This window comes from Clostridium beijerinckii HUN142, assembly GCF_000621745.1.
Lineage (GTDB): Bacteria > Bacillota > Clostridia > Clostridiales > Clostridiaceae > Clostridium > Clostridium beijerinckii_A.
In genome coordinates this window covers 85,184-110,173 of sequence record NZ_JHXK01000008.1, presented here as the reverse complement: position 1 = coordinate 110,173, position 24,990 = coordinate 85,184, and the positions used below count along the sequence as shown (strand labels likewise).

At 28.8% G+C, this 24,990-nt stretch carries 19 protein-coding genes; 15 read left to right on the top strand and 4 right to left on the bottom strand.

Features of this window, described 5'->3' with window-relative positions:
• The first annotated feature begins 193 nt into the window (after window positions 1–193).
• Window positions 194–706, top strand: coding sequence for a GNAT family N-acetyltransferase (locus tag T483_RS0102130; RefSeq protein WP_026885340.1), 513 nt, complete (start codon window positions 194–196; stop codon window positions 704–706).
• Between the two features lie 99 nt (window positions 707–805).
• Here the strand turns inward: T483_RS0102130 and T483_RS0102125 are convergent, their stop codons facing one another.
• A complete protein-coding gene (locus T483_RS0102125; RefSeq protein ID WP_026885339.1) occupies window positions 806–2,038 on the bottom strand; it encodes an MFS transporter in 1,233 nt (410 codons plus the stop codon).
• A gap of 170 nt (window positions 2,039–2,208) precedes the next feature.
• On the opposite strand from T483_RS0102125, the gene T483_RS0102120 reads away from it, so the two are divergent.
• Window positions 2,209–3,663: an MDR family MFS transporter gene (locus T483_RS0102120; protein WP_026885338.1), complete on the top strand. Its 1,455-nt coding sequence runs from the start codon at window positions 2,209–2,211 to the stop codon at window positions 3,661–3,663.
• 340 nt (window positions 3,664–4,003) lie between these two features.
• Here T483_RS0102120 and T483_RS0102115 read toward each other — a convergent pair whose 3' ends face one another.
• Window positions 4,004–4,552, bottom strand: coding sequence for an ECF transporter S component (locus T483_RS0102115; RefSeq protein ID WP_026885337.1), 549 nt, complete (start codon window positions 4,550–4,552; stop codon window positions 4,004–4,006).
• 281 nt (window positions 4,553–4,833) lie between these two features.
• On the opposite strand from T483_RS0102115, the gene T483_RS0102110 reads away from it, so the two are divergent.
• The 11 genes from T483_RS0102110 (at window position 4,834) to T483_RS0102060 (ending at window position 20,851) form a co-directional block, all read left to right on the top strand.
• On the top strand, window positions 4,834–6,063 hold the full coding sequence (locus tag T483_RS0102110; protein ID WP_026885336.1) for an exonuclease SbcCD subunit D: 1,230 nt from the start codon (window positions 4,834–4,836) through the stop codon (window positions 6,061–6,063).
• Window positions 6,038–9,529 (top strand): AAA family ATPase, encoded by a 3,492-nt coding sequence (locus tag T483_RS0102105; protein WP_026885335.1) that lies wholly within the window; start codon window positions 6,038–6,040, stop codon window positions 9,527–9,529. Before T483_RS0102110 ends, T483_RS0102105 begins: the two co-directional genes overlap by 26 nt.
• Window positions 9,530–9,858: 329 nt before the next feature.
• On the top strand, window positions 9,859–10,428 hold the full coding sequence (locus T483_RS0102100; protein ID WP_026885334.1) for a 50S ribosomal protein L25: 570 nt from the start codon (window positions 9,859–9,861) through the stop codon (window positions 10,426–10,428).
• A 311-nt stretch (window positions 10,429–10,739) separates the two neighbouring features.
• Window positions 10,740–12,467, top strand: a complete 1,728-nt coding sequence (locus tag T483_RS0102095; protein ID WP_026885333.1) for a phospho-sugar mutase — start codon at window positions 10,740–10,742, stop codon at window positions 12,465–12,467.
• 487 nt (window positions 12,468–12,954) lie between these two features.
• The gene (locus tag T483_RS0102090) at window positions 12,955–14,055 is read left to right on the top strand and encodes a tetratricopeptide repeat protein (RefSeq protein WP_026885332.1); all 1,101 of its coding nucleotides are present in this window, start codon (window positions 12,955–12,957) and stop codon (window positions 14,053–14,055) included.
• A gap of 121 nt (window positions 14,056–14,176) precedes the next feature.
• A complete protein-coding gene (locus T483_RS0102085) occupies window positions 14,177–14,902 on the top strand; it encodes a WecB/TagA/CpsF family glycosyltransferase (RefSeq protein ID WP_026885331.1) in 726 nt (241 codons plus the stop codon).
• 44 nt (window positions 14,903–14,946) lie between these two features.
• A complete protein-coding gene (murJ, locus tag T483_RS0102080; protein WP_026885330.1) occupies window positions 14,947–16,473 on the top strand; it encodes a murein biosynthesis integral membrane protein MurJ in 1,527 nt (508 codons plus the stop codon).
• Window positions 16,474–16,484: 11 nt separating this feature from the next.
• Window positions 16,485–17,774 (top strand): hypothetical protein, encoded by a 1,290-nt coding sequence (locus T483_RS0102075; protein ID WP_026885329.1) that lies wholly within the window; start codon window positions 16,485–16,487, stop codon window positions 17,772–17,774.
• The gene (locus T483_RS0102070; RefSeq protein WP_026885328.1) at window positions 17,775–18,938 is read left to right on the top strand and encodes a glycosyltransferase; all 1,164 of its coding nucleotides are present in this window, start codon (window positions 17,775–17,777) and stop codon (window positions 18,936–18,938) included.
• Window positions 18,922–20,145, top strand: coding sequence for an O-antigen ligase family protein (locus tag T483_RS0102065; protein ID WP_026885327.1), 1,224 nt, complete (start codon window positions 18,922–18,924; stop codon window positions 20,143–20,145). Before T483_RS0102070 ends, T483_RS0102065 begins: the two co-directional genes overlap by 17 nt.
• A 55-nt stretch (window positions 20,146–20,200) precedes the next feature.
• Window positions 20,201–20,851, top strand: a complete 651-nt coding sequence (locus T483_RS0102060; protein WP_026885326.1) for a cyclodeaminase/cyclohydrolase family protein — start codon at window positions 20,201–20,203, stop codon at window positions 20,849–20,851.
• 235 nt (window positions 20,852–21,086) lie between these two features.
• Here T483_RS0102060 and T483_RS31455 read toward each other — a convergent pair whose 3' ends face one another.
• Window positions 21,087–21,239 carry a clostri-philic family protein gene (locus T483_RS31455; RefSeq protein ID WP_011968334.1) on the bottom strand — a complete coding sequence of 51 codons (153 nt, stop codon included), beginning with the start codon at window positions 21,237–21,239 and terminating at the stop codon, window positions 21,087–21,089.
• A gap of 288 nt (window positions 21,240–21,527) precedes the next feature.
• Between T483_RS31455 and T483_RS0102050 the strand changes: the two genes are divergently transcribed.
• Window positions 21,528–22,025, top strand: coding sequence for a hypothetical protein (locus T483_RS0102050; protein WP_026885325.1), 498 nt, complete (start codon window positions 21,528–21,530; stop codon window positions 22,023–22,025).
• A 265-nt stretch (window positions 22,026–22,290) separates the two neighbouring features.
• Here the strand turns inward: T483_RS0102050 and pdaA are convergent, their stop codons facing one another.
• A complete protein-coding gene (gene pdaA, locus T483_RS0102045; protein ID WP_026885324.1) occupies window positions 22,291–23,178 on the bottom strand; it encodes a delta-lactam-biosynthetic de-N-acetylase in 888 nt (295 codons plus the stop codon).
• A gap of 616 nt (window positions 23,179–23,794) precedes the next feature.
• Here pdaA and ychF point away from each other — a divergent pair.
• Window positions 23,795–24,892, top strand: coding sequence for a redox-regulated ATPase YchF (gene ychF, locus T483_RS0102040; RefSeq protein ID WP_026885323.1), 1,098 nt, complete (start codon window positions 23,795–23,797; stop codon window positions 24,890–24,892).
• Window positions 24,893–24,990 lie beyond the last annotated feature (98 nt).

Sequence of the window (24,990 nt, the reverse complement as noted above, 5' to 3'; positions counted from 1 at the left end):
CATGGACTATAGGTAAATAAGTTCATGTATGCTGTTTTTAGTTTAATTTTTTATTATTTAATTATTTATGATTTTGGGTTGTTTTATCACTATAAAAATTAATAAAATGGAGCTATTAAAAAAATAATTTTACATATTGCACATAGGTGTTAAAATATAGGAAGATTAGTTTATTTTGAAAGGGATATGAAAAATGATAAGAGAAGCAACGGAAAAAGATTTAGCAGATATTTTAGAGATCTACAATGATGCTATATTAAATACAACAGCGATTTATGATTATACTGCGCATAATCTTAAGGAAAGAAAACAGTGGTTTGATGAAAAGAAAAAAGATGGATGTCCACTATTGGTGTTTGAAAAAGATGACAAAGCTGTAGGATTTGCTACATACGGATCGTTTAGAACTTATCCAGCTTTTAAGTACACAATAGAACATTCTGTATATGTTCATAAAGACTATAGAAATTTAGGAATAGGGAAGATATTGTTAAAGGAATTAATTGATGCTGCTAATAGAGATGAGTACGCAACTATGGTTGCTTGCATTGATAGTTTAAATGACGGTAGTATCAAAATTCATGAGAAATTCGGGTTTAAATACTCTGGCACAGTAACTAAAGCAGGTTATAAATTTGGTAAATGGTTGGACTTAGTTTTTTATCAACTAGATTTAACAGGTCCTAAGCATCCAGTAGAAAAGTAATGATTTTTATATTTTTGAAATAAATAGAGGTATTTTAAGAATAATAAAGCACCACCAGATGTCATAATTTATAACATCTAGTGGTGCTTTTTCACTTTTCTATTCTGCTGAATCTATTTCCCTACTCATTGAGGTATTAAATATCAATGAAGTAAGCATTGCACCTATTAGAAAAAGTATGCCGGCTGAGATGTAGAGAATAGTAAGGGAAAATTGGCTTTTAAGCCATCCTGTAATTGACATTGTAATAACCATGAATCCCATAAACATTGGATTTAATACTCCGTTTACTCTTCCAACAAACTCAGATTTCGTTAATTGAAGAATTAGTGTGTTAATACCAATTTGGATGCAAGGCATAAAAAATCCATTAAGGAATTGGAATAATAGAATTATAATCCAGCTTGAAGATAATCCCATGCCAATCATTGAAATGGTGTTAACTATAAGTCCTATTGCAAGAAGCTTTTGAGGCATAACTTTCTTTGATATTGTCATAACTAATCCGCCACCAATAAACATTGCTGCTCCATTTACCATAAGTAATAATTGAAGATTTTCTTTAGGAAGACCAAGTCTTTCAACAATTAAGAAAACCCCAAGTGGTTGTATGATACCAACAGCAAGGCCTGATACCGCAAAAACAGATCCAAGTATAGTTAACTCTCTTTGCTGCCAAACATAGGCGAAACCTTCTTTTAATTCTTCTAAGAAATGATTTGTTTCTTTCTTCTCAATTATCTCATCAGCGGGTAATAGAGTTAATACTGAAGCTGATAGTAAGAAAGCTACACCCATTACTGATATAGAAATATCTATTCCAAACTTTTGAAAAACAATAGTACCTAATGCAGGTCCTATAATCATAAAAATAGACATAAGAGTTTGGAAAATAGCCATTCCAGTTTGCATAAACTCTTCAGGAACATGGACTTTAAATAATTTCATTGCAGAGGGCTGAGAAAACTGAGACAAAATAGATGAAATAAATGTTACAAAAAATACAGCTTCCCAAGTTGCAAAGATTATTGTAAGCAGAACGGCAAAAACAGAAATAGCACTTAGTAAATCACACCAAACCATAGTACGCTTCGGTCGCCATCTATCTGCAAAGGTTCCACCAATAAATGAGAATATAAATATTGGAGCAAATTCTGCAACTGAAATTAAAGAAACAGCAATGGGATTGTTATTAGTCTTCTCCATTACAAATAACAATATGGCGAAATTACGAACCCATATTCCTATTTGTAGAAAAATAGAAGAAGCTATAATTACTCGAACAAATCTATTGCGAAAAAATGAAGACATTGACATTGTCGATTTTGTCATATAATTACCCCTCTTAAATTATTGAATATTTTATTATATACTATATCATAAATCAGTAGCACATCAAGTTAAAATATTATTATAATGTTGTATAAATAGCTAAGTATATATATAATTATAAAGTTGACCTTAAAACAAACAAAGGAAATTTATAAGGAAGTGATTTAAAGATGAATTCAAGAAAAAGAAGCATTGCAGCAGCATTAATGGTAGCAATGTTTTTAGGAGCAGTCGAAGGAACTGTTGTAACGACAGCTATACCAACAATAGTGAAGGATTTACAAGGATTTGAAATTATTAGTTCAGTTTTTTCAGTATATTTACTAACTTCTGCCATTACTACTCCTATATATGGGAAACTATCAGATCTATATGGAAGAAAAAATATGCTTTCAATTGGAATAATAATATTTTTAATTGGAAGCTTTTTATGTGGATTATCGCAAACCATGTACATGCTTATAGGAGCTAGAGGCATACAAGGAATAGGTGCTGGAGCAATATTTACAGTTACATATACAATTATTGGAGATGTATTTACATTAGAGGAAAGACCAAAGATCCAAGGAATAATAAGTTCCGTTTGGGGAATTGCAAGTTTAGTAGGGCCATTTTTGGGAGGGATCTTAATAGATTTATTATCTTGGCATTGGATATTTTTTATAAACCTTCCCTTTGGAATAATATCAGTTGTACTTATTCAAAGAAATTTGGATGAAGTTTTCGAAAAGAAAAAACATAGCATAGATTTTGCTGGAATTATAACTTTATCACTGGCGATGGTTATATTTTTGAATATCTTCTTATCAAATGAAGATATGAGTTCTAGCAATAACATATTTATTTTATTATCGGTTATTGCAACAGTTATATTACTAGTTGCATTCTGTATAATTGAAAGAAAAGCAAAAGAGCCAATTATTCCTTTTGATATATTTACAAAGACAAGTTCAATTGTGAATTTAGTAAGCTTCTTGGCTTCAGCTATATTAATGGGTTCGAATGTTTACCTCCCAATATACATACAAAATGTACTTGGATATAGTGCTAAGATATCAGGCTTGTCACTAGCTCCCATGTCATTTGCTTGGCTTATAGCTGCAGTAATTTTAGGAAAGTGTATAGTAAAGTTTGGTGGGAAAATAGTAATACTTATATCTAATGTTATTTTACTAATTAGTACAGCGTTATTGCCTACATTGAATGCAGAATCTTCTATATTATTAGTAATAATATATGCTTCCATAATGGGATTTGGATTTGGTGGAGCATTTACAACTTTAACAATAATAATTCAAGAGTCAGTAGAATATAACAAGAGAGGTGCTGCGACTGCAGCTAATTCATTACTTAAAACAATAGGTCAAACTATAGGAGTAAGCATATTTGGTAGTATATTTAATATATATATAATTAAGTATTTTACTCAATTAGGAGTAAATGGAGTTGATCCGAGTAATTTGTATAATTCAGTGGTAACTGATGAACAGATAAAACTCTCATTAAATAGTTCATTACACTTTTTATTTATAATACTTATAGGAATAGCTGTTATATCGTTACTTTCATCAATGTTAATGCCTAAAATAATGGAAAGTTCTAAGACAGAGGAGAACAGAGCATAAAATAGAGGTTGAAAATTTATGAATTACCGTGACTGTATCATATTAAGTTTTTTAATTATTATGATATAGTCACTTTTTTATTATATAAGAGTTTGAATTGGAGTAAAATAGGTGGCATCTAGGTCACCCTGAAGCATAAATTATTAATAAATCTAATTCAGAAGGGGACATTTTAAAAGAGAACAAAAAGGAAAATATATTCATCACCTAGATATTTCTTAGTTGAATTTGAAAATGCAGATAAAGAAATCTCAGGATACGGAATCACCTGAGACTTTTAGTGATAGAAAATTTTAAAAATTTCTGTTATAAAAATTTCAATGATTTGTAGAAGCTAAATCTAATGAGCAAATACAGCTTGTTTTGCTTTTGATACAACTGCACTTAATGGTAATGCTATTATTACACCAGTAGATACTTGAATTATATTTCCAACTATATCTTTAGCTGAATATGCTATTCCTTGTATTAGCCCAATTTTTTCTGTTAAAAAGCCTGATATTATTATTCCAGCAAAAAAATATGCAATCACCATAAATATACCACTGGATACAAATGCAATTGTATACCTTACAGTAACTTTGTTTTCTGACATTTTTTCTAATATGGATCCTGCAATATAAGCCATTCCCCATTTAATAATTAGCGTAAAGGGTGCCCAAAAATAATATCCACCTAATGCATCAACAAGAAACATACCAAGAGCACTTGAAATTGCTCCTTTTTTCTTACCTAGAACTATTACTGATAAGAATACCATGCAGTCGCCTATTTGGACGAAGCCCCCAACTGATGGAATTTTAATTATGCTTCCTGCTATATAGGTTAAAGCAATCATTAGCCCCATTAATACTAGTTCACTAGTATTTAAAGATTTACTTCTTTCCATAAATATTACCTACCTTTTTTATAAATTACTTGCTGTATATGAATACAGGTTTTTATAGTCTTTGTTTTTTATATCTAGCATGCTTTATACAATAAAACTCAATACAAATGATAAAATCATTATATTAATATATCTAAAATTTATCAAATGTATGGGTACACCTAGAAATGATTAGAATAATTCAATCTAGACATATATATCCACAAAATAGTATTGGAAAAAATCTATTTAAGTAGGCTATAATGTAAATATAAATTGGGCCTAATGGGAGGAGATATAATTTGAGAATATTGCATACAGCTGATTGGCATTTAGGCAAGAATTTAGAGGGACAAAGCCGAATGGATGAGCAAGAAGAGTTTTTAAATGATTTTGTTAAGATTGTAGAAGATAATAATATAGATTTAATAATGATTGCGGGAGACGTTTATGATAATCCAAATCCTCCGGCAAGAGCAGAAAAAATGTTTTATGATACTTTAAAGAGATTATCGAAAAATGGAGAGAGACTTACTTTGGTTATATCAGGAAATCATGATAATCCAGAGAGATTGGTTGCGGCAGGTCCACTTGCTCGTGATCATGGAATCATTATGGTTGGAACTCCAAAAACTATAGTTCCTTGTGGGGAGTATGGAAAACACAAAGTTTTGTCATCGGGAGAAGGATATGTAGAAGTTGAAATCAATAATGAAAAAGCAGTTATCTTAACTGTACCTTATCCAAGTGAGAAAAGATTGAATGAAGTTATATATAACTATATGGAAGATGATGAGGAAAAAGCTAAATCCTATAGTGATAAGATATTTTCTTTATTCAATTCATTAAAAAGTCATTTTAGAGAGGATACAATTAATCTTGTAATGTCGCATTTGTTTGCAATGGGAAGTGAGGAAGGTGGTTCTGAAAGAAGTATTCAATTAGGCGGTACCTATATAGTAGATGGAAGTTGTTTTCCTGAGGAAGCACAGTATATAGCATTAGGGCATGTGCATAAACCACAAATAGTTCCAGGAACGGATAAAAGAGCAAGATACTGCGGATCGCCAATTCACTACAACAAGAAAGAGGTTAGCTTTGAAAAGAAATGTTATATAGTTGATGCAAAAGCTAATGAAGAATGTGACATACAAGAAATAAACTTAAGGGTATATAAACCAATAGAAATTTGGAAATGCTCAAGTATTGAAGATGCAATATTACGATGTGCTGAAAATAAAGACAAAGATTGCTGGGTGTATTTAGAAATAAGTACAGATAGATACATAAGAGAAGATGAAATAAAACAAATGAAAGAATTAAAAGCAGATATATTAGAAATAATGCCTAAGGTTAAAGGATTGGAAGAAGAGAGTGAATTAAACTTAAGTGAAAAATCGTTTGAGGAAATATTTAAGGAGTTTTATATTAAAGAAAGGGGGACTCCTCCAGAAGATGAAGTTATGGAAGTGCTTTTATCAATTATAAACGAAGAGGGTGAAACAGATGAGACCAATCAAATTGAGGATTAAGGGCTTAAATAGCTTCATGGATGAACAAATTATAGATTTTGATAAATTAACAGATAGAGGATTTTTTGGAATCTTTGGACCAACTGGAAGTGGGAAATCAACTATATTAGATGGAATAACTCTAGCCTTATATGGAAATGTATCAAGAAAAAGCTCCAATTTTATAAATACTAATTGTGACAGGTTAAATGTAAATTTTGAGTTCCAAATATCAGGTAGTGAAATAAGAAAATATATCATTGATAGGGAGTTTAAAAGAAAAAAAGATGGTGGAATAAGTTCTGGAAAGTGTAAAATTGTTGAAGTAACAAGTTCAGAAGAAGAAATTTTAGCAGATGGAGTTAAAACTATAAATAAGAAAGTTGAGGAGATAGTAGGTCTTAATTTAGAAGATTTCTCAAGAACTGTTGTTTTACCTCAGGGGAAGTTTAGTGAATTCTTAAAGCTTGAAGGCAAAGATAGGCGTGACATGCTTGAAAGGTTGTTTAATCTTCAACAGTTTGGAGACAATTTATCCAGAAAACTTAGTGCGAAGATAAGCAAAGAGCGAACTGATAGCAATATTTTGGCTGGACAATTAAGTGGATACAACGATGTAAGTCCAGAAAAATTAAAAGAAAAGGAAGATGCTTTTAAGGAATTAAAAAATAATCTAGAAGCTTTGAAAAAGGAATTAGATATAATAGAAAAGAAGCATAAAGAAAATGAAGAAATATGGAAGCTACAGCTTGATTTATTAGAGTATAAAAATAAAGAACAAACATTAAAGGAAAAAGAGGAAAAGGTAAATGCATATTTAGAAAAGATAAAGCTAGGTGAAGCAAGCGCAAAGGTGCTACCTTATTTAAATGCATTTGAAAGCACTAGAAAAGCCTTTGATAAAAATGAGATTGAGTTAGAAGAATTAAAATTAAAGATAGATAAGATAAAAGAAGAAAAAGAAAAAATCGAGCAACTTTGGGGTATAGCAAAAGATAAAAAAGAGAATAAACTTCCTCAATTAATGATGAAGGAACAAAAAGTTAAAGATGCTATTGAAGAAAAGAATTTGATACGTGAGATAGAAAATAAAATAGATTTATTAAAGGCACAAATTAAAGAATGTGATGCTAAAAATAATAATATACAGAGTGAGCTCATTAAAATAGAAGAAGAAATAAGTAATAAAAATAAATTAATAAAAGAAGACGAAAAAACATATGATAATTTGAAAATTGAAGAAAGTTTAAAGGAAGCAGTTCAAGAAGGAATAATTGTAGAAGAAAAGTTAGAAAAAATAAATGGAATTCTAGTTAAGGATAAGCAAAAGAAAGCAGTTATTGAAAAAGAAAATAGTGAAACTATACTTAAAGGAAAAGCTTTAAGAGAAGTTTTAGATAAAGAAAAAAAGAGTTTGGAATATAAAGATAAACAATATGAGTTTTTACTTAAAAATTCGCCAGGTGAACAAAAAGATTTAGTTAATTTAAAACAGTTGATAGTGGAAAATGAGCAAAAATGGAGCAGTTATGTAAAGCTGAACAAAGAAATAGATTTCTCTAGAGAAGAGATAAAAAACTTACAAATAGATATATTAAGTAGAAGAGAAGAAGAAAAGCAACTTGAAAAAGAACTAGAGGAAATAAAAAATACTCAAAAGGAGATTATGAGAGAAAATTTAGCACATACTCTTAGACAGGAACTTAAAGATGGAGATACATGTCCTGTATGTGGTTCAACTCATCATATGAAAGAAAATATCAGGATTTTTGAAGTTCAAGATGTGAAGAATGTAGAGGAAAAAATAAAACTAAAAGAAAATTCAATAAAGATTATTAGTAGCAAAATAACTCAAGGTGAAACTAAGGTAAATAGTTTTAACGAAAAAATTAAAGTTAATCTTGAAGAAATTGAAAAGCTCGGAACTGCGTTTAATGAAAAACCTTTGGAAGAGTTAAAACAGGAATTTATAAATTTAGAAAAAGCTTTAGAAAGTTATTCTAAAGATAAAGAAGAAATTGAAAAAAGTGTTAATAAGCTGAGGAATGAAATTAATATTAAAACCGGAGAAATAAATGAATTACGAGCAGTAGTTAGAACTAACCAAAGACAGCTTGAAGATCTGGAGAAGAGTATTACAGAAAATACAGAAGAATTTAATATTCTAAAAAATAGAGTGCATTCTCTAAGAGCAAAGACATTAGTAACTGATTTTAATAAAAAAAGCGAAGAAATTAAAGCTGTTGAAAAAGAGAGAGAAAGATTATCAGAGGTTACTAAAGTTAACAGGGAGCTAATAGAAAAGTTAGAAAAGAATAAAGAAAATTTAACTAGTGAAGTCATTTTAGCAAAAGAAAACTTAACTAGGTATAATACAGAATTAAGTAATTATGAAAAAAGTAAAGAAGAAAAAATACAAGCGATAAAGAACAAAGTCGATAATACAGATGATCTGGTTTCACTATTACATAAAATTCAGGAGAATATTGAAAATATTAATAGTGAGTTTAAGGAAAATGAAAACAATAAAAATAAAATAGAGAAAGAATTTAATGAAAACAATGAGCGATTAATTTCTGCAATCAGTAAATATAAAGAATTAAGTAAACGAAAAAAAGATGAAGAAGCTCAGTTAGAAGTTGCAATAGACAGTGAAGGTTTTAATTCCCTTGACGATGTCAAAAAAAATATAATTGGAAAAGAAGAAATTAATGATTATAAATTAAAAGTAGAAAGTTATAAAAGTGAAGTATCAAAAGTAAATGGAGCAATTGAAAGTTTACTTAATAAAATAGATGGTAAAGAGTTAAGTGAAGAAGAATATACAGAAATAAAACTCTTGAAAGATATTAAAGAAAAAGAGTTCAATGAAATTAATGAAGAAAAAATTAAGGTAGATGAAGAATTAAAAAACATAAAAAATAAGCTGGAAGAACAGAAAGATCTCTTAGATAAGAAGATGAAACTAGAACATAAATTGGCTCTTCTTGGTGATTTGGAAAAGTTATTTAAGGGAAAGAAATTTGTTGAGTTTGTAGCAGTAAGTAAGCTTAAGTATGTTTCAGTTGAAGCATCTAAGAGATTAAAAGAGATAACTCATGGAAATTATGGACTAGAGGTTGATGACAATAGCAGATTTATAATTAGAGATTATAAAAATGGTGGAGCCAAAAGAGATTCTACTACTTTATCAGGAGGAGAAACATTTTTAGCATCTTTATCATTAGCTTTGGCATTATCAGCACAGATTCAGCTTAAGGGAACAGCACCATTAGAATTATTTTTCCTTGATGAAGGATTTGGTACTTTAGATGATGATCTACTTGAAGTTGTTATGAATTCGCTAGAAAGGATTCATAATGAAAAATTAAAGGTTGGTATAATAAGCCACGTTGAAGCAATAAAGAATAGAGTACCAGTGAAACTTATGATTACTCCTGCAGAATCAGGTATGGGTGGAAGTAAAGTTAGAATTGAAAGAAACTAAATTTATAAAAAATAATAAGTTATTGTATTAATCTATAACTTGTTATTTTTTGTGTTAATTGGTGATTAAGTGCTATAATATAAATTGTAATTAAATTACGGAAATAAAAATTCAATAAATATCAGAGGCGATTTTAAATGTTTAATTGTAAGTCTAACTTGATTTTATCTTTTCATAATTCTTCAGATAAAATTAATATTAGAAAAACTATTAGACCTTGTAAATGTAATAGGCCTATTTATTTTATTCCAACGTGAATGTACATTCCTAAAATGTGAATTAAGCACATTGTAAGAAAATGAAAAATAAATTTTTAGGAGGTACTTATAATGGAGGAATTAAATTTAACTAAAAGAATAAAAACAGCTAGCCATGGCGCTAGAAAGGTAAGAAGAGAAGGTAAGATTCCAGGTGTAATTTATGGAAAAGAAATAGGAAATGAAATATTTACTGTAGATGAATCAGCATTACTAAAAGAAATTTCGGCTAGTGGAGAGCATGGAATAGTAAAATTTAATCTTGATGGAAGGAAAGGAAACGCTGTAATTAAGGAAATTCAAAGAAATGCTTTGGGAAATAAAGCAATTCATGTTGATTTTGAAGAAGTAGCAGCAAATGATACAATGCATACTGAAGTCTTAATTAAGATTGTTGGTAAAGGCATTTTAGAAAGCAAGGGATTAATATTACAAACTCAAAGAGATTTAGTAAAGGTATCTTGTAAAGCAAAAGATTTACCAAAGGATGTTGAATTAGATGTTTCTAATGGACAAGCTGGGACAGTTTATACTTTTAAAGATCTAAAATTTGCTGAAGGAATTGAAGTTTTAGATGATTTATCAACGGTTATAGGATCAATAAGTGAAGAAGAAAAGGCTAAGGAAGAAGAAACAGAATAGAATTATAGATAAACAGAGTTAAATTTTAAATATTATAATCAACCATTTTAATTGAGCATTAGATGGTTGATTTTTTGTTTTTTAGAGTATGTATAGTGAATTTATGATCATTATGAAAAATGACAGTGTTTCAAAGATATATTTTAGGATAATTTTAATTATTAGAGTTAATATTATAGATTAGAAGTGTAAAATGCTTGGCAATACATCCAAGTTTTTATATATGATGCAAAATATATAAAAGTGTTTTTATATTATGGATAAATATTGTATAATGTATAGGAGAAAAAACACAGAGAGGGGATCAGAAAATGAATTATAAGGAAAAGTATAACGTGTGGATTAACTCTGATTTTATTAATGAGGAAACTAAGAATGAATTAAAGAGCATATCTGACGAAAAGGAGATTGAAGATAGATTTTACCAAGATTTAGATTTTGGGACTGGTGGATTAAGAGGGGTAATAGGTGCAGGAAGCAATAGAATGAATATATATACTGTTGCTCAATCTACTCAGGGATTTGCTAATTACTTAAATGATAATTTTAAAGATCCTTCAGTTGCAATTGCATATGATTCAAGAAATATGTCTAAGGAATTTGCAAAAGCAGCTGCACTTAACTTATGTGCAAATAATATAAAAGTATATTTATATGAAAGTTTAAGACCAACTCCTGTATTGTCTTTTACAGTTAGAGAATTAAAATGTAATGGTGGTATAGTAATTACTGCATCACATAATCCGAAAATTTATAATGGATATAAAGTTTATGATGAATTTGGCGGCCAAGTAACAGATGAAAAAGCAAAAATGATAATTAACTCTGTTAAAGCGGTAGATGATTTCTCAAAGATTAAAAGCATAGATGAAAATGTTGCCTTAGAGAAAGGGCTATTAAAATATATTGGAGAAGATGTAGATAAGATCTACTATGAAAAAGTTAAGGGATTAACTATAAGGACAGATTTAGTTAAGGAAAAAGCTAGTAATTTAAATGTAATATATACTCCAATTCATGGTTCTGGTAATGTTCCAGTAAGAACTGTATTAAAAGAATTAGGTTATAGTAACGTTAAAGTTGTTAAGGAACAAGAAGCTCCAGATGGAAATTTCCCAACAGCATCTTACCCTAACCCAGAAAATCCGGACGTGTTTGAATTAGCATTAAAGATGGCTAAAACAGAAAATCCAGATATAATTTTTGGAACTGATCCAGATTGCGATAGAATAGGTCTTGTAGTTAAAGATAGTACTGGAGAATATAAGGTATTAACTGGTAATCAAACAGGATTACTATTAACTAATTATATATTAAGTTCAATGAAGGAAACTAATAAATTGCCACAAAATGGTGTTGTAATTAAAACAATAGTAACAACAGAAGGTGCTAGAAGTATCGCTGAAGATTTTGATATTGAACTTATGGATGTATTAACAGGATTTAAATACATTGGAGAAAAAATAAGAGAATTTGAAGATGCAGGAGATAGAAATTATATTTTCGGTTTTGAAGAAAGCTATGGATATCTTGCTGGAAACTTTGTACGAGATAAAGATGCTGTTATTGCAGCAATGTTAGTATGTGAAATGTGCTTATATTATAAAGAACAAGGCAAGAGTCTTTATGATGCATTAATAGATTTATATGAAAAGTATGGATATTTTAAAGAAACTCTTGTATCATTAGAACTAAAAGGAAAAGAAGGTCAAGAGAAGATAGCAAACTGCATTGAAGCATTAAGAAATAATCCAGCAAGTGAAGTTAATGGTGTGAAAATAGTTACAAGATTGGATTACAAATTAAGTGTTGAGGAAAACACTGTAAATAATACTAAGGCTCCTATTGACTTACCTAAGTCGAATGTATTAAAGTACATCTTAGAGGATGGTTCATATTTTGTAGTAAGACCATCAGGAACAGAGCCAAAGATGAAAGTTTATTTAGCAGTTAAGAGTAACAGCTTAGACAATGCTGAGAAAGATATTGCTACATTTAAAGAAAAAGTAATGGAAATAATTAATTCACAATTAAACTAAGTTTTCATAAGTAGATCACAAAACTACGATTTGGTGTTAATAAGTTAAGCAGACATCGAAATCTGTGATTTGATGATGGTCGCTTACTCTGTGAGTACTCAGCGAACGAATGTGAGTCGAGTTTCCTTAGAAATTGCTATCATCTTTTGGTGATAGCAATTTCTTTAATTATGAAATCAAAAAGTGAATGTCCACCAATTATTATTAATGAATACTTAAACAATTGATAAATTTAATGTAAACTGCACAATTAAGAAATAAATTCTTTTAAGAAATTTATAGAATTGTATTATTACAAATTTCCTGGGAAATCTGCTCAATAATTGTGCATTCTCAATTTTAGAATTATAAATTGATTAAGTATTGATAATGATAATTAAATATTTGACTTATTAGATAAACATATTTACTAGAACTTTAAGTTATAACATAAGTCTAAGTTATATGCTGTTTATCTATAAAGTGAGATTTAAATAAGAGGTGTAAAATGAGTAATTACAAGACAATGTATAAAGATAAATTAAGTAAGTTATTATTTTTGGAAATGAACAAAGAAGGATTTAAAAGAAGTCTTAACATACCAGAGTATGTTAACTTTAAGAATGATGATCTGTATTTGCCTATAAGTTCAGATTATGTTGTATCCAATGTTAATGATGAAGTTAAATTAAGTAATCTTCCTATATATTACTTTGTGGAGGGTATCTTTATTACTTTTGGTGCAGATAAAAATGTTAAATATAATGATGATTATGGAACCATTCTATCTTACATACCAGATGCAGAAGAATGTGTGAAGAGTCTTATTGCAGATAGAATAAAGAAAGATAGATTAGAAGATGCGTATCTTCTGTTAAAAGGTCTTTATAGGTATACAAGAGAAGAAGAAATTTTAACTAAACTTCTAGCTGTAGGTGAGACAATAAGAGAAAAGGATTCTGGATTTTCGGAAATTTTGTTAGAAGATATTGAAGAATTTAAGGAAAAATTTGAAAAATCTCCAGATCCACATCTTTATAATGCGTTAATACTTAAAGATGATGGTGATTATAAAGGTGCAGAAGTGGAAATAAATGAGTATATAAATAAGGGTGGTAAAAAAACGGATGAAATTGATAAGATAATAGGGGATATTACTAATATAAGTCATTTTGAGAAAGCGGTTGAATATTTAAAAGATGAACCTAAGAAAGCAATAGAATTGTTATTACCACTAAGTGAAGAATTCAATGAAAATCCTTTAGTTTATTACTATCTAGGTGTAGGTTATAGAAGAATTGAAAACTACAATAAAGCTATTCATTACTTGAATAAAAGTCTTACTATAGAATCAGGAAGCCTTGAAACAGTTAATGAACTTGGGATGAATTATGCATGTATTGGTGAATATGAGGAGGCAATAAAATATTTTAGAAAAGCCTTTGAAGCTTCTAAAGAAGTTGAAGTTTGTACCAATATAGTAATGTGCTATATAAACTTGGGGGATAAAGAGCAAGCAAAAATCCATTTAGAACTTGCAAAAAAAATAGCGCCAGAAGATGATATCGTAGTAGAAATAGATCAAATGTTAAATAGAACTGTAAAATAACATGGCAATTTATGTTTTGCAATTTTGAATTTTGGTTAACATAATTTTTTGGATGTTATTAGCCTTTAATTAATAATTGTAAATTCTATACTTTATATTGCTTAAAATTTAGGAGATAAATATGTTTACAAAAATACTTGAGTTTAATATTTTTAATAGGGATAAAAATGATTTGATGAACTATATTGAAAATTTTGAAAAGGTAAATATAATATCTGGAAATCCAGAAGTTCTCTTTAACGGATTAAGTAATCCTGTGCTTAAAAAGAATTTTGAAAGCGAAAGTTCAATTATTATACCTGATGGAGTTGGAACTGTTATTGCTTCAAAGATATTAAGAGAACCTGTTAAGGAAAAGATAGCAGGAATAGATATCTTTAGAGAGATATTAATTAAAGCAAATTCAGAAGAAAGATCTATCTATTTATTAGGTTCAAAAGAGGAGACTATTAAGAAATGTGTTGAAAATATAAAGAATGAGTTTCCTAAACTAAAGATATCTGGTTTTCATAATGGTTTTTTTGATTTAAACAATTGTAGTGATATAATTGAAGATGTAAAAAGTGGGGACCCATGGGCTGTTTTTGTTGCAATGGGGTCCCCAAGGCAAGAGATATTTATTGAAAAGATTATTGACAATTCAAACGTTCATATATTTATGGGTGTAGGTGGTGTTTTTGATATATTTGCAGGTGAGCTCAAAAGGGCGCCCAAATGGATGATATCTCTAGGCTTAGAATGGTTATATAGGGTTGCAAAAGAACCTTTTAGAATAAAGAGATTAACTGCTATTCCTAAGTTTTTATTATTAGTATTAAAATATAGGAATAAGCAAATTAGTATTTAATAGAAAAGCTTAAGATTATAACACAGAAATAAATAGGTGATTAAATGAAACAAAAAAGTAGCTTAATAAAATCTACATTTGTAATAATGATAGTATCATTGGTTAGTAGATTTTTAGGTTTTGCCAGAGATATGCTTATTGCTAAAAATTTTGGCGCTGGAATATATACTGATGCTTATAATATTGCAGTATCGATACCAGAAACAATATTCACTTTAGTTGGACTTGCAATTTCAACTGCATTTTTACCAATGCTTAGTAAAGTTCGAGCTGAAAAGGGACAAAAAGAGATGTACCATTTTGCGAACAATATAATAAATATACTTTTTATTATATCATTGTTTCTTTTTGTTATAACAAGTATTTTTTCGAAAGAAATAGTTCAAATATTAGGACCAGCTGAAGAAACAGGACTAATTGCAATAAAGTTATTAAGGATTACGCTTATAAATATTTTATTTTTATCAGTTAATGCATGTTTTACGGCATTATTACAAGTAAATGAAGATTTTGTAATTCCATCCATTTTGGGATTGTTTTTTAACTTACCTATGATATTATATTTATTGTTGTTTCGAAATTATGATATTTTAGGATTAACTATTGCTAATGTAATAGGGAATTTTTTCAGAGTAGCAGTTCAGGTACCATCGCTAATTACACACGAGTATAAATACAAACTTTTTATAAATCTTAAAGATGAGAGATTAAAAACAATTATGGTATTAATTCTCCCAGTAATTATCGGAGCAGGAGCCAACTCATTAAATATGGCAGTTGATCAATATATTGCATTGAAGCTCCCGGAAGGTTCAGTTTCAGCTTTAAATTATGCTCAGAAGCTGATTATATTTATAAATGCAATTATAACGACATCGGTTACCAGCGTAGCATATCCACTTATGGCTAATATGAGAAATAGGGGAGATGTGTTTGGATTTTTAGAGATTTTAAAGAAATCAATCATATATTTGTCCATATTATTAATTCCAATTACTGTTGGTGTTATGATATTTAGTAGACATATAATAACAATTGTTTATGCTAGGGGCGAGTTTACTGGTTATGCAATAAATATTACAACACTTGCATTGTTAGGATATGGAGCGGGAATATTCTTTACAGGGGTAAGAGATATTTTAAATTCAACTTTATTTTCTAGTGGAAAAACAAAAGTAACAGCAATAAATGGTATAATTGGAGTTGTTATTAACATAATATTTAGCATAACTTTATCTAAGTATATGGGAATTATGGGAATAGCATTAGCTTCAGTTATAGCTATGATAGTAACATCCGCACTGTTATTTATAAATATAACCAAATTAGAAAAAAGCTTTAACATAATAGAGATATTAAAAAAAGTAAGTACAATAATAATGAATTCAATAGTAATGGGAGTTATACTCTTAACGTTATTGATTTACTTTAAAGATAAATTTAGCCCAATTATCACCCTATTACTGGGAACAAGTATTGGAGCAGCTATATATCTTAGTTTATGTTATTTGTTCAAAGTTGAAGAACTAATGGAAATAAAAGAATTAATTTTAAAAAAGATAAAGAGATAGGAGGATGGTATATGAAGATATTATTTATTGCCTGCTATTCACCATTGATAAATAATTCAGCAGCTATTGAAACTTTACAATATCTAAATAAGTTAAGTGAGATTAATAATAATGAAGTACATCTTCTAACTGTTAATTTTCCTAAAGATTCAATATATTATGATGAAGTATTACGTTCTATGATGAATGATAAAATCAAAACTCATATTATTGATGGTGGACTTATCTTTAAAAAGTTTATGCCAAGGAATAGCGAAAGCTACAATAATTCGAATTCAAAAATAGGAAATACTAATAGAAGAAAAGTATTACGGAAAATAAAAAATGCATTAGCAATACCAGATATGTATTATTCATGGGCTAGGAAAGCGGGAAAGTATGGAATAGAGTTAATGGAGAAAGAAAAGTTTGATGTTATATTTTCTATGCATGAACCACCATCTTCCCATTTATGCGCTTATTATATAAAAAAGCATTATCCCAAGGTACCTTGGATTACTTATTGGAGTGATCCTTGGCTTAAAGATTCAACAAGAGAAAAATCTTTTATTGTAAAAAAGGTTCTAGAAAAGAATATGGAAAGAGATATTGTTAATCTAGCAGATAAATTTATATTTGTAACTGATGCAAATAGAGATGAGTATTTAAAGGATTATAATATTTTAGATAACAATAAGACTTTTATATTAAATAGAGGTTTTGATGCGAAATTATACGATAAATTATTTCATGAGGAAGCGCCTAAGCTTATAAAGAAAGACAAACTTAACATAATCTATACAGGAGAAATATTTTCTAAACTCAGAGATATAAGGCCTTTTGTTAAAGCACTTGAGGAAATAAAAGAAGAGAACTTAAAAATATATAATCAGTTAAATGTATTATTTTTTGGAAATATAGATGATATAGATGCTAGGAAGAAATTGCAAAACTTAGAAATAGCGAATGTATCCCCTAGAATACCATTTGATGAGGCACTTAAATATATGTTGAATGGAGAGGCATTGCTTTTATTTGGTAATAAGAATTCAAAGCAAATACCAGCTAAAATTTATGATTATTTTGGAGCAAGAGGTAGGATATTCGTTATTTATGGAGATAAGAATGATCCGATTAAAAGAGTGGTAGAAAATCATAAGAAATGTATTGTAACTGAAAATAATAGCGGAGAAATAAAAAATAAAATTTATAAATTAATAGAAATGCATAAAAATAATGAGGTATATTGTGAGCCAGATGTAAATTATGAATGGAATTCAATTGTGGAAAGGTTAAACAATATATTAGAAGGAAGTGAATAAATGCACATAATGGTTATTCCATCTTGGTATTCATCTCCAAGGAACAAAGTTCATGGAAGCTTTTTTAAGGAACAGTTTAAGGCTCTTTCAAATAGTGGAGAGAAGATTACTGTTGCATATAATGAAATTTGGCCTATTACTATGTTTGGAAAGATTCATGAGAAGAGAGGCATAAATTTTAATATAGAGGATAATCTCAGAACTTATAGATATAAAGATTATAATTATTTACCTAAAAGTCCATTAATGTTTAAGAGTTTCAATAAAAGAATGGATAAGATGTATCAAGAAATTGTTAAAAACGAAGGAGAGGTTGATATTATCCATGCTCACTCAGCTTTTTGGGGGGGAATAGCAGCTTCATATATAAGTAAGAAATACAATGTTCCATTAGTATTAACAGAACATTCATCTCTTAAGTATGCCAAATATGCTAGAGAAAGTTATAAAAAATATATTTATAATGCTTATGAGAATTCGGATTATTTAATTGCTGTTGGATCTGGATTAAAGAGAGAAATTCAAGAATATGTAAACAAACCTGTTGAAGTTATTCACAATATGGTAGATTTAGAATTATTTTTTGTGGATGAAAATGCTAAAAATAATTCAAATATCGATAAAGAATTTAGATTTTTTTCATGTGCTTTTCTTGAAGAAGGAAAGGGGATTGAATGCTTAATTAAAGCTTTTTCTAGAGCTTTCAAAAATGAAAATGCAAGCTTAAGAATTGGCGGAGATGGGACAATTAAATCATCTTTGGAATTACTTATTAGAGAATTAGGTATTGAAAAACAGGTAAAACTTCTAGGCGCTTTATCGAGGGAAGAAGTTTCAGAGGAAATGAAAGAATGTGATGCTTTTGCATTGCCATCTGAACATGAGACATTTGGAGTTGTATATATTGAAGCACTTGCATGTGGGAAACCAGTAATTGGAGCCGATAACGGAGGTGCAGAAGATATTATAAAGGAATATAATGGAATAATAGCTAAAAAGAATGATGTGGAGGATTTAGCCAAAGCATTAAAAAGAATAAAGGAAAATCATAAAATGTATGATAAATATAAAATTAGAGAACAAACAATTTTTAGCTATTCAGAAAAAGTATTAGTTGAAAAGCTAAAAGGAGTGTATAAAGAAGTATATGAGAGAAGCAATTAAAAAAATATATGATTTTTTAGATAATAAATTTTATTTTAAGTTATTGTACTTATTCGTAAGCTTAACAGTTGTAACTATGCTCAAGGATGTACCAGGCATAAAGATTCTAAATGCTATAACATTAGCATGGGGGATGCTTTTAATTTTATTCATGGTTATCGAAGGTTATAAAAGAAGAAAAATTTATAAATTTGATATTCCGCTAGCATTATTTATGATATTAACCTTAATATTTAATGTTTTTATTTATAGAAGTATTTATAACATTAAAGTTTGGATAGTTAATCTAATCATATTTGCAGTAATATTTACAGTTGATGTATTTAAATCAAAAAAGAAACTCATTAAAGAGATGAATATAATTACTTATTCTTATGTGACTTTTATGTTAGTTGCCTCTATTATATCACTGGTAATGAGATATTCGGGAATAAATATAGAAATAGGACAAGTGATATTTGGAAATACAAAAGGAGTTTTTGAAAATGAGAATGCTCTTTCAATAGCATCTTCACTAACTATAGTTATGTGTGTATACCTTAATTATATATCAAGAAGTCACAAGTTTAAGATGTTTTGGATAGGAAATATAATATTACAAGCAGTAACTATGATTGGTTCACATGGAAGAAGTGCATATTTGGTAATAATAGCTGTGATATATTTATCTATTTTTGTATACAGCAAAAGCAAGTATATTAGAGTTGCACTTGTTTTAATACCAATATTGTTTTGTGGAGTATTTTTTGAAATGGTTAAAAGTCATTTGGAGGCATTTACAACAGAGAGAAATATTATTTGGAATTCAGCATCTGTAGTGATAGAAAAAAATCCTTTGACTGGTGTGGGAAATAGCAATCTTATAGAAGCGGTGAGAAATGCAAGAATAGGGAGTTATTTACCGGGAATTGAATTTGGAGGGATGCACAATATATACGTGCAGATAGCAGCGGTAAATGGAATTATTTCGTTGCTCTTATTTCTTATGTTTATAGGAATGATTGTGATGTTTATAATACAACATTTGGATAAGTTAAATAGAAGAGAAAAAAATCAGATGACAATAATAACTTCGATTGTAGCAGGTATTCTTGCAGTAAACTTATTTGAAAGTGTATTAATATATACAATAAGTTTTATTTCAATGATATTTTGGATATACTTAGGGTATCTAGTGTCGATTCTGGATAATAAAAATATAGATTAGGGATAAGCAATAAGGAATATAAAAAATACGATTATAGATAGGGGAATAATATTATATGAAATTTTGTGACGAAACTATAAAACAATTTTTAGGTGAATTAGAATCAGATTTGCCAGCTCCAGGTGGCGGGAGTGTAGCAGGTCTTATTGCAGCATTATCTGGCGCATTAAATTCGATGGTTTATTCTCTGACAGTAGACAAAAAAGCATATATGAGTCTTCAAGATGATGAAAAAGAAAGTATAACAAAATTTCAAAAGGAATCCAAAGAGTTCACTGTAAGAAGTTTAGAGCTTATGGAAGAAGATAGAGAAAACTTTTTGAAGTTAATGGATTCTTATAAGTTGCCTAAAGATACTGAAGAAGAGAAGGAAAAGAGAAAATTAGCTATAAAAGAGAACACTATAAAGTCCATGGAAGCGCCTTTAATTTTAGCTAGAGAAAGCTTAGAGTTTTATAAGAATCTTAACGTTATGGCACAGTATGGAAATAAGATGTTGTTATCAGATTTAGCAATTTCAGCAATCTTGCTTCATTGTTCTATAGAAAGTTCTATAATAAATGTTAAAGTGAATTTAAATGGACTTAGAAATGAAGAATTTTTTGATAGACTTGATAATGAACTAGATACTATTATAGAGAAATCATCTAAGGAAAAAGAGCTAATCACAGAAACAGTAAATAAAATAATTTACCCCAAAATGTAGTGAGGCATAATCAAAAAAATAACTAGTGTATCCGCCAAGCCTATTTCCTACCATGCTGTGTCAGTAGACTGGTCTAATAGATCACTAGGAGACTAATTTACTTTCTTGCTTGATGGAAAATAATCATGGTATTTGGGATTTGTTATTTTCTTTCACATGACTAATGTAAAATAATTAATTATAATAAGAGATACTTACTAAAGGTTCAATTAAAGTAAGTATCTCTTATGTATTTTTATTCTACTGGTTCTCCATCAAAATTTTCATATTCTGGTCTATTTTTTGGATCACCCACATTATCTTGATTAGCATGAAGTCTTCTTCTTCTTACACCTTTTTGCATTGGATTACTTGATCCTGGTTTGTGCGGTCCATCTTTACGTGGCATATAATACACCTCCTTTTTTAATATTTTGTGCTTATATCAGGTTTTGATACGTTTAATTTTTTGGGCTTTATGGATTAATAAATGACTAAGGAATAATATTAACAAGTATTGAAAAAGATTGCATATATACTGTATAATATTTATCAGTATAAGATATATATTTTTAATATAAAAAGTATATAGAATGCTCTAGCTAATTATATATTGTAATTGATTTTCTAAGTTATATGTCGTTTATATATATATTGTTCAAACATATATTATAGTAATTTTAAGGAGGAATTAGCATTGGAAAACACAAAATTTCCTATTGTTTTAAAGAAAAAAAATGGTGTTATGATAGGTGTAGCAATAATAGAGATAGTTATAGGAATAATCTTTGGAGCATTGCAAGGTGGATTAAAGAGTGCTCCTATGTGGGTGCTTTTTTTTGCGGGAATAGTAACTGGGCTTTCAGTTTTTGTGGAATATAGTCAGGACATATTAATTAAAGAGGATGCAATAGAGTTTTATAGGAATAATGATTTGATAAAATCTATTAAGTATAGTAATGTAAAATCTATTTTCATAGGTAAAGGAAATGAGCCTAAAAATAAAAGAAAAGATTTTTTTGCAATTAGTTTTTATAAAAATGAAAAGAAGAAAAATAAGAATTCCGAGGATGATACATATTTAATTAATCCTATGTCATATAGTGCAGAGGATTTTAGGGTAATAAAAAATATTATTGTATCAAAAAATTCTTCTGTTAAGGTAAGCGAAGATGTAAGCAAATTTATAAAATAATAATTATATAAACGAGCAGGATAGGAGATATTTCTGAAAAAGTTCTTAACTTGCACTAATAACGAATAAATGACTATGGATTAAAAAATAAAAGTTAACACATTTTAGCATGTAACTAACAGTTACTTTAAACATGCTAAAATGTTATAACTTTTATAATAAAATATCTATAGTCATTCTTGTTTTGAAAGTATTTAAATAAATTCATCTATTTCATATCATATATATAAGAATACAATTATATTCTATTCTATATCTAAATTTACTATTCTACAGGTAAATCATTAAGTGATTTAAATTCATAACCTTCTTGCTGAAGTGTTTTAATAACTGATGACAATACCTTTGTATTTGTGCTTGAGACAGCGTGTAAAAGCATTATAGAACCTGGATGGGCACCTTTGCATATCTTCTCTACAGCATAACTTTCAGATGGCTGATTATTCACTAACCAATCTTTATAAGCAAAACTCCAGAATATAGTTTTATATCCCAAGTCCTTTGTCATTCCTAAAGATTTTTTTGAATACTTACCCATTGGAGGTCTAAAAAACTTAGGCATATCCTGACCAGTGAGTTCTTTAAAAGCATTCTCTACTCCAGTAAATTCAGCTTCAAATTTTTCTTTATCACGTATTTGAGCTATAGAAGGATGATGAACTGTATGATTACCAACTACATGTCCTTCGTCGACCATACGTTTAATTAACTCTGGTTGCGTGTCTATATATGGTTTTACAACAAAAAAGGCTGCAGGTACTTGACATTCTTTTAGTATATCCAAAATCTTTCCGGTGTTGCCATTTTCATATCCTTCATCAAAAGTAAGATATAGAACTTTTTTTGAAGTATCACCTAGATAATAAGCAGAATTTTCTTTTAGAAAACTAACAGATTCTTTTGGGCCTTCTGCAACTTGATCTTTTCCCTTGCCAACGTAATACCAGTTAAGTTCATCTTCATCACTAAAAGAAGAAAAAATATCTCTTATGTTATCAATATCTGAAATGTCCCCAAACACACCATCTTCTTGAAAACATTCATCTGAATCAGTCGCATTATCACTTGCAGCAATTGCAGGTTTTGGAGGAACAAGAGTAATTATATTTATTGCTAAAGAAAGAGCAATTAAAGATTTTATAGACTTATTCATTTTCTCACCTTCAATCTTAAAAATATATAAATTTAATGCAAATTTATTCAAGGAAAATATAAAGTGAATATTAGTTGAACTCATATAGGGTCGTGCAATTGTTATCTACCACTTAAAGAAGTAGTAATGTTACAGTCTCTAGACATCAGATAAAGTTCACTTGAAGACATTGAATAAATGTTTAACCAAGTATAGTATTCGAATCTTGTCTAGTAATAACCGTGGTAAATTATATATAATTTTAGTTCAAAAGGAATACTTGGTACATATGTAGCTTATCAGGTAAATCATATAATAATTAAATATGTAGTTTTGAATACCAATGTTTAATTATATAGCTGAAATTAGTTTTTTACAGTTTATTCGTAATTAAATACCTAATTCAATAGCATCCTAGATGTAAATATATTATTGAAATATATAAATAGTTATAAGCATTTTTACATTATAATATGTGTAGTATTTTTTTATTTTATTTTTTTAGCAATTTGATTATTACAAATCCCTGAATATGCCTTTTGTGATAATATAAAGTTGAAATAAAAAAGGTTCTAGAGTATAATTTTTAAAGGTATATTAAAAGTTAGAAGTTAAAAGTGAGAAAGGATGTACATAGATGAAATTAGGTATGGTAGGTTTACCGAATGTAGGTAAAAGTACGTTGTTTAATGCAATAACAAAGGCTGGGGCTGAATCAGCTAATTATCCATTCTGTACAATTGAGCCAAATGTTGGTGTCGTAAGTGTTCCGGATAAAAGATTAGATGTTTTAGAAAAAATGTATAATACAAAGAAAAAGGTTTATACAGCAATAGAATTTTATGATATAGCAGGATTAGTTAAAGGAGCTTCAAAGGGTGAAGGTTTAGGAAATAAGTTTTTATCTCATATTAGAGAAGTTGCAGCAATCGTTCATGTTGTAAGATGCTTTGATGATGGAAATGTTGTTCACGTTGAAGGTTCTGTTGATCCTATAAGAGATATAGAAACTATAAATTTAGAATTAATATTTTCAGATTTAGAAGTTTTAGAAAGAAGAATGGAAAAATCTATAAAGCTTGCAAGATCAGGTGATAAGACTGCTAAGTTTGAATATGGAGTAATGGAAAGAATCAAAGAACATTTAGAAGCAAGTAAACCAGTTAGAACTTTAGAAGTTACTGATGAAGAAGAAGCTTTTATAAAGAGTTTATTCTTAATTACATCAAAGCCAGTTTTATATGCTTGTAACATCTCTGAGGATGATGTTATGGAAGGCAATTTTGATAATGACTATGTTACAAGAGTTAAAGAATATGCAGTTAGTGAAAGTTCAGAAGTTATGGTTGTAAGTGCCAAGATTGAAGAAGAATTATCAGGTCTTGATGATGAAGAAAAAGCTGAAATGTTAGGCGAATATGGATTAGATGAATCAGGCTTAGATAAATTAATTGAAGCTAGCTACAAATTACTTGGACTTATGAGTTTCTTAACAGCTGGAGTACAAGAAGTAAGAGCTTGGACGATAAAGGAAGGAACTAAGGCACCAGCAGCAGCTGGGAAGATTCACTCTGATATTGAAAGAGGATTTATAAGAGCAGAAGTGGTTTCTTATAATGATTTAGTTGAATGTGGTTCAGAAGCTGCAGCTAAAGAAAAAGGTAAGTTTAGACTAGAAGGAAAAGACTATATAATGCAAGATGGAGATGTTGTTAATTTTAGATTTAATGTTTAATATCTAAAAAACAATATTTGAAGTATTTAGAGAGTAGGATTAATATCCTGCTCTTTTTTAGAATTATCGAATCCAGGCTAAGATTGTTTGATGTTTAA